Source organism: Peristeroidobacter agariperforans (assembly GCF_004138335.1).
GTDB classification, from domain to species: Bacteria; Pseudomonadota; Gammaproteobacteria; order Steroidobacterales; family Steroidobacteraceae; genus Steroidobacter; species Steroidobacter agariperforans.
Window position 1 is genome coordinate 1,419,515 of record NZ_RYFW01000001.1, and the last position, 11,538, is coordinate 1,431,052.

Consider the following 11,538-nt stretch of genomic DNA (forward strand, 5'->3'; position numbering starts at 1 on the left):
ATTTGGCGCGGCTTTGGCTCGAAATGGTCAGCTTTTCGCCGCCAAGTTGCGCTATGCGGGCCAGCAATCGTCCATATCTGCGCGGAATGGCTCCATGCGACAGCGACGTTTGCCGGGCTCCCGGGTCGCCCCCATAATCCGGTTCATGAGCTCGCAGCCTCGCAAAATTCTTCTGGGTGTCACGGGCGGAATCGCGGCTTACAAGAGTCCCGATCTGGTGCGCCGATTGATGGAGCAGGGCGCCGAAGTCCAGGTCGTGATGTCACGCGGGGCCCTCCAATTCGTCACGGCTCTCACGTTCCAGGCGGTTTCCGGCAAGCCGGTGCGCGATGACCTGTGGGACGAGAGCAGCGAAGCCGCGATGGGGCACATCGAGCTGGCGCGCTGGGCGGACGAGATCGTGATCGCTCCGGCGACGGCCGATTTCATCGCCAAGCTCACGCACGGCTTTGCCGAAGACCTGCTGACGACGCTGTGTCTTGCGACCGCTGCGCCGATCACGATCGCGCCGGCGATGAATCGTCAGATGTGGGCGAATCCGGCCACTCAAGCAAACATTCGCATATTGAAAGAGCGCGGCGTGCGCGTGCTCGGCCCGGCGAGCGGCGAGCAGGCGTGCGGTGAAGTGGGTGTCGGCCGCATGCTCGAGCCGACGCAAATTGCCGCCGAGGTTTTTACCACTCGCGGTGGTGCGGGCCCGCTGCAGGGACTCAAGGTCGTCGTTACGGCGGGTCCGACTCGCGAGAAGATCGATCCGGTGCGTTTCATCAGCAATCGCAGCTCGGGCAAGATGGGTTACGCGGTCGCTGAAGCGGCACGCGAAGCAGGCGCTCACGTCATATTGGTGAGTGGCCCCGTGCAGATTCCGACACCGCGCGGTGTCGAGCGCGTCGACGTGGAAAGCGCGGAACAAATGTTGAGCGCGGTTCAGAGCAACGTCGTCGGCGCCGATATCTTCATCGCCGCGGCCGCGGTTTCTGATTATCGCTGTCGAGAGATCGCCTGCGAGAAGATCAAGAAGACCAGCGACACATTGAATCTTGCACTGGCGCGCGCGCCGGATGTTCTTGCTACCGTCTCGCGAGGCGAGCACAAGCCGTTCCTGGTCGGCTTCGCGGCCGAGACCGAGCACGTCGAGCGCAATGCGTTGACCAAGCTCATCAACAAGAACCTCGACATGATTGCCGCCAACAAGGTCGGTGACGGCCTGGCGTTCGATAAGGACGACAATGCTCTCACCGTCTACTGGCAGGATGGCAAACGCGAGCTTTCGCTGACCAGCAAAGCGGCCCTGGCGCGCCAGCTGGTCGAGCTGATCGCCGAGCGCTATCGGGCGCGCGGCACGACCCAAAACCAAAACTCAACGCCTGCTTTGACCGCTCATGCCCGCTGATGGAATGACCTCCGGCGACGGCGCTCGCCGTCGTTTGCAGATTCGCGTGCTCGATCCTCGGATCGGCAGCGAATATCCCTTGCCTCAATACGCGACCTCGGGCTCGGCGGGCGTGGACCTGCGCGCCTGTGTCGATGCGCCGCTCGAATTGAAGCCCGGCGATACCCAGCTGATTCCTTCGGGCATCGCGATTTATCTGCACGATCCGGCCTATGCCGCCATCGTGCTGCCGCGCTCGGGGCTCGGCCACAAGCACGGCATCGTGCTCGGCAACCTGGTGGGACTGATCGACTCGGATTACCAGGGCCAGATTTTCGTGTCGTGCTGGAATCGCGGGCAAAGCACTTTCACGATCCAACCGGGCGAGCGCATCGCGCAGCTGGTCGTGGTGCCGGTGGTGCAGGTCGAGTTCGACGTGGTGAACGAATTCGTCGCCACCGAGCGTGGCGCCGGCGGCTTCGGCAGCTCGGGCCGCGGCTGAGCTAGTTTATTCCCTTCAATTCCTTGAAGCGCTTGATGTCGGCGCTGAAGCTCGCTTCGACTTGGGCTTGCTCGGCCCGGTTCTTCTGCAGCGATTCCTCATACACCTTCATGCTGTTCACGGTGTTGACCATCTCCTCGGCGAGATGGTCCGGCAGCGGCGGTGCGCCGGGCTTCGAGCTGTAAGGTTTGAAGCGCGAGATCTGACTTTCGAGCCGGCTCTGGCGCTCGCGCATGTTGACGATGGTTTGCTCGGTGGCGCGGTGCTGGGCGACCAGCATCTCGAGGCGTTGATCGCGCAGCCGCTCGATGTCTTCAACACTCAGATACGTTTCCAGGAGCATGCGGTCGCGCAGCTCGCGTTCCTGCTTCTGCTTGCGTTCGAGGCTTTCGCCGGCTTCCCGCGCCAGCCGGGCGGCACGCGTCCGCTCGCCTTCGATCACTCTCAGCACCGTGCCGTGCGCGTTCAACACCTCGGTGTCCTGGCCCTGGCAGCCCATCGGCATGCTGTCGCTGAACAGCTGCTGGCCGTTCACGTCCTTGCACCGGAAATAGGCTTCGTTGCCCCGTTGTGCCTTTTGCGCGAAAGCAGCGCCCGATGCGACTAGTGCGACAACGATCGGCAGTGTGCGAATCCCGCGCATCGGTTTGAAATATTCCCGTGGAGCTGAATGGTTATTGTGCCGGAGCGCGCCGTTGGGTCAACTTTGGACAGTTTTTGTCACTGGCGATGTCGCGCCGGCGTGCACTGAGCTGCACCGTTGAGCCGCGCATTCTCTCAGCCCGACACACCATATTCGCCGCGATAACGCTCGATTGCCGCCAGTTGTGCCGCATCTCCGCTCTGCCTCAGATAGTCGATGAGGTCGGCCAGTCGCAGGATGCTGGTCACCGGTAGCTGCAATGTCTGTTCCACCTCCTGAACGGCGGACAGCTGACCCTGGCCGCGCTCCTGCCGGTCCAGCGCGAGCATGACCCCGACGGGCTGTGCGCCGGCGGCGCGGATGATATCGGTAGCTTCGCGGATCGCCGTTCCTGCGGTGATCACGTCGTCGACGATCAGCACCCGGCCGCGCAGGGGCGAGCCGACGATGTTGCCGCCTTCGCCGTGGTCCTTGGCTTCCTTGCGATTGAAAGCCCAGGGAACATCGCGGCCGTGCTGGTCATGCAGCGCCACTGCGGTGGTCGCGACCAGCGGAATACCTTTATAGGCGGGGCCGAACAGCACATCGAACTCCAGGCCCGCGCTCTGAATGGCCTGCGCATAGGCGCGCCCGAGCTCCGCCAGCGCCCGTCCCGAATTGAACAGGCCGGCGTTGAAAAAGTACGGGCTCACCCGGCCGGATTTGAGCTTGAACTCGCCGAAACGCAGCACGCCGAGCTGCAGACAGAGATCGATGAAAGAGCGCATGACGCGGAATGGTAGTCGATTTGCGCGCGACGTCGGATATAGATCAAGCCTGATTTCTCGCGGGTTCAGCCATGTGCGGCGGCGAGCCTTCTATAATCGCCCGCCATGAGCACAGTGGCAGCGAGCACGACACCGGCAACGGCCGCACCCAAACCCAAGTGGCGCGACATTCTGGCCAGTCCGAAGATGATCGCCATCATGGTGCTCGGCGCGTCTTCGGGGTTTCCGAATCAGATCACCGAAGCCGCCTTGATGGCCTGGCTGAAGGACAGCGGCGTCAGCAATACGAACATCGGCATCCTGTCCTACGTCGCGCTGCCTTACTTGCTCAAGTTCCTGTGGGCGCCGGCGATCGATCGCTATCCGCTGCCGTTTCTGGGGCGACGGCGCGGGTGGGTCCTGCTCACGCAGCTTGGTCTCGCGTTGGCGATCGGGGCGTTCGCGTTGCAAAACCCCGCAGTGTCGTTGACCCCGATCGCAGTGTGCGCCGTGGCCATCGTGTTTTTTTCGGCGACTCAAGACATCGCCTTCGATGCTTATCGAACCGACGTCGCGCAACCCAACGAGCGAGGGCTGGCGGCCGCGGCCAACCAACTGGGCTATCGAACTTCGGCCTGGTTGGCGGCGGCGTTCGCACTGGTGGTCGCGGACTATCTCGGCTGGAAGCCGGCGTTTCTGATTCTCGCAGCGGTCATGGCCGCCTTCTGTCTCGGCACACTGCTGGCGCCCGAGCCTCACTACGAGCATCAGCCGCCGCGCACGCTGAAGGAGTCGCTGGTCGTGCCGTTGCGCGAACTGCTGGGCACGCCGAGCGCCGTCGCCTTCATCGCTCTGGTGATCCTGTTCAAGGTGGGTGACGCGTTCGCGCTACGGCTGTTCACGCCCTTCATGATGGATGTGGGCTTCACCAAGACCGAAATCGCACTGGTGTTGAAAGCGCTGTTCACGGCGAGCGCGGTGATCGGCTCGATTCTCGGCGGTATCGCGATGGTGCGCCTGGGCCTGCTGAAGTCGATGCTGATATTCGGCGCGATGCAGGCTGCGTCCAACTTCCTGTACTACGCGTTGGCCCTGACGGGCAAAAGCTACCCGCTGATGATCGCGGCGGTGAGTATCGACAACATGGCTGGCGCCATGGGCAACATTGCGTCGGTCGCGCTCATCATGGCGCTGTGTGATGTGCGCTACAGTGCGTTTCAATATGCGCTGCTGTCCGCGATAGCGCTGACGCCGCGATATTTGCTCGGCGGCCCGGCCGGTTGGATCGCCGATCATGCCGGTTGGGACATGTACTACGTCATCAGCGTGCTGCTGGCTCTGCCAGGATTGGCGCTGGCCTGGCTGATGCGCGAGAAGATCAAACTGCTCGACCAGCCCCGCGCTTGAGCGCGGGGCTGAATTAGAAATATTTCGAGAGTTTATAAATCCCGCGGCGACGGCCACTCGGAATAGCCCGAGGCTTCCGAGCGATCCAGGCTCATCAGCGGATCGACCCACGAACCGGCGGCGGTGATCTCCCGGTCGGACTCATAGTCCTCGGGCTCGACGTCGACCGAGCCGGTCCAGTCCTCCGGGGCTTGTGCCTCTTCGAAGTCCTGTTCTTCCCAAGCCTCCAGGTCGAACTCTTCCAGAGTGCCATCGAAGTGTTGCACTTCCACAGTGCCGTCGTCGCGATCGATCGCAACCACTTCGAACAGGGCGCCATTAAAGCGGCGATACCAATCACCCACGACTGGGCTCGGCGAAGTCATTGACCATCCTCCGGCAGGAGTGAGGGAGCCTCCTTGCGGAAGCATCCTTGCGTCAGGCGACACGCGCTATATATCGACGTTTGTTTTAGACCTGCGCCGCGCGGGATTCAAGTGGGATTTTTTCTGCAAGGCATCAACCCGGCGCTACGAAATCACCCTCACAACAGCGTCGGTCTCACGTGGTGTTCAAGGCGCAACGTGAACTTTTTTCTAGCGATGCCGAATGTGACTTTATTGTGATGGTGACGCCAGGCGCGTGTAGCTCAGATCCCAGACGCCGTGGCCCAGTCGCTGGCCACGCCGCTCGAAACGCGTGAGCGGGCGCTCCTCGCTGCGGGTGACGAAACCTGTCTCGGGCGCGTCATTCGCGAATGAGGGTGAAGCATCGATCACTTCGCGCATCTGCAGGGCGTAATGTTCCCAATCCGTCGCCAGCCGCAATGTGCCGCCCACCGCCAGCACTCGCGCCAGCAGTTCGACGAATACCGGCTGGATCAGGCGCCGTTTGTGATGGCGCTTCTTGTGCCAGGGGTCGGGAAAGAAAATATGGATCAGCTGAATCGAGGCGGGCGCGAGCTGCTGTTGTAACACCTCGACGGCGTCGTGACAGATCACGCGTAGATTCTTCAGCCCGGCCGCTTCCGCGCCCAGCAGCAGGTGACCGACGCCGGGTTTGTGAACTTCCACACCGATGCAATCCAGCTCGGGATGCGCTTGGGTGAAGGCGAGCAAGGCTTCGCCGGCGCCGAAGCCGATCTCCAGCATGCGCGGCGCCTGACGACCGAACACTCGATCCAGATCGACCGGCTGCTCGCTGAATTCAACCCCGTAGCTTGGCCACAGCTCATCCATCGCGCGCTGTTGGGCGGCGGTCTGACGGCCGCCGCGAATCACGAAACTGCGGACGGTGCGACGCGAGGGCGGATCTTGAGACTTTTCCGGGGTCATTTCTGGATGGCGTGGGATTGCAGATGGTCGTAAAGCAATTTCGCAGCCGAGTGCATCGGCGCCCCGCTGCGAATACAAAGAAACAATTGTCGGTGCGCCCACGGATCGGTCAGCGGCACCGATGCGAGCGACAACGAGCGGATGTAAGCACTGGTCGCCGCTCTGGGCACAATGCTGACGCCGAGTCCGGATGCCACCATCGCGCAGGCCGCATCGAAGCTCGTTACTTGCACGCGCCAGTTCAACGATCGATCCGCTTCCGTGGCCGCGCGCGTCAGCAAACGGTGCAACGAGCTCCCGGCGTGCAGGCCGACGAACGGCTGATCGATCAACTCCGCGAACGACAGCGAGGGGTGCTTCGCCAGCGGATGATCGGGTTGCAACACGACCACCAGGTCGTCATTCCGGAACGGCACCGTGCTGAGACCGTCGATCGCCGGCAACTCGCTGACGATGCCCAGGTCGGCGGAGTTGTCCGCGACCGCCGCGGCGATCGCCGAGCTCACGTGCTCTTCGAGATGAACGTGAATGTCGGGGTGCTGTCTGGCGAACGAAGCGAGTGCGTCCGGCAGGAATTCGACGATGGCCGAAATGTTTGCAAACATCCGCACGTAGCCACGCGTGCCCGAGGCATGACGACGCATCTCATCGTCCAGCTGTCCGGCCTGGTGCAGCAGTACGCGGGCTCTTGCGAGCAGCGCATGGCCAGCCGCGGTCAGTTCGACACCTTTCGCCCCGCGCAGCAACAGCGGGCAGCCCAGATTGTCTTCCAGGTCGGAGACCCGCTTGCTGACCGCCGACGCCACGGTGTGCGACCGTTCGGCGGCACGCGCGATGCTGCCCGCATCGGCGACGGCCACGAACAGCTCCAGGTCACGTAAATCGAATCTCAGGGCCACGGAAGACATCGGCGGGGTGAATCGAGGAGCGGCAGTATACCGCCCAATCCGACCGCCAATTGATCGGCGGCACCGCACCCCCTAGAATCGGCCAAACGCGGGTGTAGCTCAGTTGGTAGAGCACAAGTTTCCCAAACTTGAGGTCGCGGGTTCGAGACCCGTCGCCCGCTCCAGATTCCAGGCCCGGGTCCCCATGGATCCCGCCTGGATCCTCAGCACACCTCACCTTGCCGCAAGCTTCACGGCACCTCGTTGCCGCGGCGGCTTGTATTTTATTCGAAAGGGGTAGCTTTCAGATGACCGCCAGCCGTCGCGATTTCCTAGTGGGCACCGGGGCCGCCCTGGCCGTGGCCCACCTGCCGGCCGCCGTTCGGGCCAACAGCCCGTCCGGCGCCGACAAGGCCGCCGAGGCGCTGCTCGCCGAGCTGGCCGAAGAAATCATGGTCGACTATCCGGAAAGCGCCACCGGCTTGGGCATCGACACCGGGCCGCGCGCGCCGTTGAAGGCAAAGCTGAGCGACCGCTCGGCCGAGGGTCAGCGAGCCATCGCGCAGCGGGCCGCGAAACGTCTGCAGCGACTGAAGGCCATCGATACGTCGAATCTCAGCGATGCCACTCGGATCGACGTCGACGTCATGCGCACTTCGCATGAGTTCGCCACTGAAGGCTTCGCGTTTCCGTATGGCGATGTCGCGACCTTGAATCAGAACTGGTCGTATCGGAACGCGCCTTACGTGTGCGCTCAGAACACCGGCGCCTTCCTCGAAATCCCGAGCCTGCTCGACACGCGCCACACGATTGCAACCCCGGCGGACGCGGACGCCTATCTGTCGCGGCTCGAAGCCTATGCCGGGCAGATCGAAGGCGAGACCGGCCGCTTGCACACAGCCGCCGCGCAAGGCGTGATCGCGCCGGACTTCCTGCTCGACAAGACGCTCAAGCAATTGCGCATGGCCAGCGGCGGCAACGTTGCCGAGTGGTCGCTCGTCACTTCGTTGGCGAACCGGACCAAGAACATGAAAGGCGACTACGCAGCGAAGGCGGCCAAGATTGCGCAGGACAAGATTGCACCGGCGCTGCAGCGTCAGCTCGCCGAAATAGAGGCGCATCGTAAGAAAGCCACCAGCGATGCGGGCGTGTGGAAACTGCCGCGCGGTGACGAGTACTACGCATGGGCATTGAGCGCGGCTACGACGACGCGCATGACGCCGGATCAAATCCACGAGCTCGGCCAGCAAGAACTGCGTGCGTTGCAGTCCGAGATGGATGTGATTCTAAAAGCTCAGGGCCTGACGCAGGGAACGGTGGGTGAGCGCATGACGGCGCTCGGCAAGCAAGAGCGCTTCCTGTTTCCTGACAACGACCAGGGGCGCGAGCAGATCATGGCCCTGTTGCACGATCGGGTTGCGGACATTCGCAAACGATTGCCGCGCGCATTCGCAACGCTCGTGCCAGGAAACCTCGAGATCACGCGCATGGCGCCGGAAGTGGAGCCGGGCGCGCCCGGAGCCTACGGCGGCGCCGGCACGATCGACGGCAAGGTGCCGGGCAAGTTCTGGATCAACCTGCACACGACCAAGCTGTGGACCACCTATGCGCTGCCGACGCTGACCTATCACGAGTCGATTCCGGGTCACGTGTGGCAGGGCGAATATACATTCAAGCTGCCGCTGTTCCGTTCGCTGCTCGCGTTCAACGCGTTCGCCGAAGGGTGGGCGTTGTATGCCGAGCAGCTCGCCGGCGAGCTCGGTGTTTACGACAACGATCCGTTCGGTCGGCTCGGTTATCTGCAGTCGATTGCATTCCGCGCCTGCCGTCTGGTCGTCGATACCGGACTGCACGCCAAACGCTGGACTCGTCAGCAGGCGATCGAGTGGTTCGCTCGCACCAATGGCTCGGGTCTCGACGAGGTCACGAGCGAAGTCGATCGTTACTGCGCGTGGCCGGGCCAGGCGTGCGGCTACAAAGTGGGTCATAGCGAGATCAACCGACTGCGCAAGAAAGCGCAGCAGGCGCTCGGCAACAAGTTCGACTTCCGCAAGTTCAACGATGCGGTGGTGATGGGCGGCGACGTGCCGATGGTGGTGCTCGCTCGTAACATCGACGCATTCATCGCCCAAGGCTGACCGACTCATGCGGATCGCGACTTATAACGTCAACAGCATTCACGCCCGCTTGCCCAGCCTGCAGCGCTGGCTGCAGGAAACATCGCCCGACGTGGCGTGCCTGCAGGAATTGAAGACGCCGTCGGAAAAATTTCCCGAAGCCGCGATTCGCGAGCTGGGCTATGGCGTGATCTGGCACGGGCAGAAGAGTTACAACGGCGTCGCCATTCTCAGCAAAGGCTGCGAGCCCACCGAGATCCGTCGCGCCTTGCCGGGCGATCCCGAGGATCTGCACAGCCGCTACATCGAAGCGGTGGTGCGCGATGTGATCGTCGGATGTTTGTATTTGCCCAACGGCAATCCTGCGCCGGGCGAGAAGTTCGACTACAAATTGCGCTGGCTAGAGCGCTTGCGTGTGCACGCGGCCGAGTTGATAGGCAGCGGCAATGCCGTCGTGCTGGCGGGCGACTACAACGTCATTCCCACCGGCAACGATGTTTACAAACCCGAGCGTTGGGTCAACGACGCACTATTCCGCGTCGAGACGCGCGAAGCGTTCGGCCGTATCGTCGAACAGGGCTGGGTCGACGCAATCCGGCACCTGCACCCGGATGCAACGATCTATACCTTTTGGGATTACTTCCGGAACGCCTATGGCCGCGACGCCGGTTTGCGCATCGACCATTTGCTGTTGAACGCGCCGGCGCTGCGCCGGCTCAAGGCGGCGGGCGTGAATCGCGACGTGCGCGGCTGGGAGAAGCCGAGCGATCACGCGCCGACCTGGATCGAGCTGGAGGACTAGCCGAAGCGCGGCCGCTTGCTCGGAAGCCGGCCGCGGCTCTAAGCTCGACGCAACTTCCCGCCTGAAACCCTGGCCCGATGTTTCGTTGGCGCAAACAAGTCGCTGCTCCCGTGCCCGCCGCGCCGCCCGCGGCCGACTCGGTGGAATTCCTGGTGCATCTGGACCGGCGCTATCGCCGCCCCTTGACCAGCTATTTCGAAAAGCGCATCCGCGAAAGCTACGACATCGATGACCTGGTGCAGGAGGTCTTCATCCGCCTGGCGCATCGGCCGAACTTCGAGAACATCGAGTATCTGGAAGGCTATGTGTTTCAGGTGGCCGCCAACGTGATCCGGGATCGCGTGCGGCGCCGGGCCGTGCGGCACGCCTCGGACCACGACCCGTTGGAAAATTGCGAGCTGCCCACTAACGATTTCTCCCCGGAGCGCGTCTTACAAGGAAGGCAGTTGCTCGATCGGGCGCTCGGCTCCTTGCTCGAGCTGCCGGCGCGTACCCGCCACGTATTCGTGTTGCGTCTGTACGAAGGTATGAAACAGGAGGAGATCGCAGCCAGCCTGCAGATCAGTGTCGAGACGGTGCGTTTTCATTTGCGGCGTGCCAAGGAACACATGGCGCGGGGGTTGGAGAAGTGAGCATGGAACCGCTGCACGACGATGCATACGGCGCAGCTGCGGATTGGCACAATCGCCTGGACGAAGACGATTCGGCCCAAACCCACGCCGAGTTCGATGCGTGGCTGGCGGCCGATCCGCGCAACCCGGCGGCGTTCGAAGCTGTCGAGCGCACGTGGTCGTCGTTGTCGGCGGCCCGAGTGGACGCGCGCGTCTTGAAGTTGCGCCGTGAAGCCTTGAGCGCTACGCATCGCTTACGTTTCTTCCGTTTCGCAGCTGCCGCTGCGGTCGTCGGTGTGGCGGTGGCGATCGCGTATGCCGTCAGTCCATTGTTCAAGGCTGACCCCATCGCGCATCCGGCGATGATCATGGGCTCTACAACTGAAGGCGGCGCGTTCCGCACCGCTGTCGGCGAGCGCTCGAACATCACGCTGTCGGATGGTTCCTCCGTGGTGTTGAACACCAACAGTCGCGTCGAGATCCGCTTCACGCCGGAACAACGCAACATTCGCTTGCTCGCAGGCCAGGCATGGTTCCAGGTCGCGAAGAATCCAGATCGGCCCTTCGTCGTGGAAGCGGGCGATCGCCGCGTGACTGCGCTCGGCACCGCGTTCGATGTGCGACTGGGTGCAGGCGATTCCGTGCGCGTCACCCTGGCGGAAGGCAAAGTGTCGGTCGAGCCCATCCTGTCGCCGTTGCAACGACTGATCAGCGCGCCGCCCGTTCCACAGTTGTTGCTGGCGGGTGAGGCGCTGGTCGTTTCGGACGACGCGCCGGTCGAGAAGGTCAAAGCGGATCTGGCGAAGGTGCAGAGCTGGCGTCAGGGCCAGGTCGTGTTCGACAACGACACCCTGGCAACGGCGATCAATGAGATCAATCGTTACTCCTCGACGCGTATCGAGCTCGCCGACCCGACGCTCGGTCAACTGCGCGTCAGCGGCGTGTTCAAGGCGGGGCACAGCGAGAGCTTCGTCGAGACTGTCACCGGTCACTACCCCATCGAGGTTGCGAGCCGCGACGATTCGCGCATCCTCCTGACAGGCGCCAGTCGTTAGAGATTAGAGGTTGGCCAGAAGGTTTGGACCAACTCCCACTCCCAACACCTGCTTTACCAGTTCTGCGCCGGCCTGCGTCTTAC

The 11,538-nt window shown here is 62.9% G+C and carries 12 protein-coding genes and 1 tRNA gene; 8 read left to right on the forward strand and 5 right to left on the reverse strand.

Annotation, left to right across the window (positions count from 1 at the left end; all coding sequences use genetic code 11):
- Nucleotides 1-145 precede the first annotated feature (145 nt).
- Together coaBC and dut are read left to right on the forward strand one after the other, a co-directional pair.
- Nucleotides 146-1,393, forward strand: coding sequence for a bifunctional phosphopantothenoylcysteine decarboxylase/phosphopantothenate--cysteine ligase CoaBC (gene coaBC / locus EK373_RS06140; RefSeq protein WP_129641836.1), 1,248 nt, complete (start codon nt 146-148; stop codon nt 1,391-1,393).
- Entirely contained in the window at nt 1,383-1,874 is a 492-nt protein-coding gene (gene dut / locus EK373_RS06145; protein WP_322095814.1) for a dUTP diphosphatase, read from the forward strand. Before coaBC ends, dut begins: the two co-directional genes overlap by 11 nt.
- A gap of 1 nt (nt 1,875) precedes the next feature.
- Here the strand turns inward: dut and EK373_RS06150 are convergent, their stop codons facing one another.
- Both EK373_RS06150 and pyrE read right to left on the reverse strand, forming a co-directional pair.
- Nucleotides 1,876-2,517, reverse strand: coding sequence for a hypothetical protein (locus EK373_RS06150; RefSeq protein WP_129641837.1), 642 nt, complete (start codon nt 2,515-2,517; stop codon nt 1,876-1,878).
- Nucleotides 2,518-2,651: 134 nt separating this feature from the next.
- Nucleotides 2,652-3,284: an orotate phosphoribosyltransferase gene (gene pyrE / locus EK373_RS06155; RefSeq protein ID WP_129641838.1), complete on the reverse strand. Its 633-nt coding sequence runs from the start codon at nt 3,282-3,284 to the stop codon at nt 2,652-2,654.
- Between the two features lie 105 nt (nt 3,285-3,389).
- On the opposite strand from pyrE, the gene EK373_RS06160 reads away from it, so the two are divergent.
- Nucleotides 3,390-4,670, forward strand: a complete 1,281-nt coding sequence (locus EK373_RS06160; protein WP_129641839.1) for an AmpG family muropeptide MFS transporter — start codon at nt 3,390-3,392, stop codon at nt 4,668-4,670.
- A 32-nt stretch (nt 4,671-4,702) separates the two neighbouring features.
- On the opposite strand, the gene EK373_RS06165 is transcribed toward EK373_RS06160, so the two are convergent.
- The 3 genes from EK373_RS06165 to EK373_RS06175 form a co-directional block, all read right to left on the reverse strand.
- Nucleotides 4,703-5,035, reverse strand: coding sequence for a DUF6763 family protein (locus EK373_RS06165; protein WP_129641840.1), 333 nt, complete (start codon nt 5,033-5,035; stop codon nt 4,703-4,705).
- 231 nt (nt 5,036-5,266) lie between these two features.
- On the reverse strand, nt 5,267-5,983 hold the full coding sequence (gene trmB / locus EK373_RS06170) for a tRNA (guanosine(46)-N7)-methyltransferase TrmB (RefSeq protein ID WP_129641841.1): 717 nt from the start codon (nt 5,981-5,983) through the stop codon (nt 5,267-5,269).
- Complete coding sequence (locus EK373_RS06175; protein ID WP_198683099.1) at nt 5,980-6,882, reverse strand: LysR substrate-binding domain-containing protein; 903 nt, start codon at nt 6,880-6,882, stop codon at nt 5,980-5,982. Before EK373_RS06175 ends, trmB begins: the two co-directional genes overlap by 4 nt.
- A 97-nt stretch (nt 6,883-6,979) precedes the next feature.
- Here EK373_RS06175 and EK373_RS06180 point away from each other — a divergent pair.
- From EK373_RS06180 to EK373_RS06200, 5 genes are all read left to right on the forward strand, one after another.
- Nucleotides 6,980-7,055, forward strand: a tRNA-Gly gene (locus EK373_RS06180).
- A 123-nt stretch (nt 7,056-7,178) separates the two neighbouring features.
- Nucleotides 7,179-9,008 (forward strand): DUF885 domain-containing protein, encoded by a 1,830-nt coding sequence (locus EK373_RS06185; RefSeq protein ID WP_129641842.1) that lies wholly within the window; start codon nt 7,179-7,181, stop codon nt 9,006-9,008.
- Between the two features lie 7 nt (nt 9,009-9,015).
- Nucleotides 9,016-9,789, forward strand: a complete 774-nt coding sequence (xth, locus tag EK373_RS06190; protein ID WP_129641843.1) for an exodeoxyribonuclease III — start codon at nt 9,016-9,018, stop codon at nt 9,787-9,789.
- Between the two features lie 77 nt (nt 9,790-9,866).
- Nucleotides 9,867-10,421 carry an RNA polymerase sigma factor gene (locus EK373_RS06195; RefSeq protein ID WP_129641844.1) on the forward strand — a complete coding sequence of 185 codons (555 nt, stop codon included), beginning with the start codon at nt 9,867-9,869 and terminating at the stop codon, nt 10,419-10,421.
- 2 nt (nt 10,422-10,423) lie between these two features.
- On the forward strand, nt 10,424-11,455 hold the full coding sequence (locus tag EK373_RS06200) for a FecR family protein (protein WP_129641845.1): 1,032 nt from the start codon (nt 10,424-10,426) through the stop codon (nt 11,453-11,455).
- Nucleotides 11,456-11,538 lie beyond the last annotated feature (83 nt).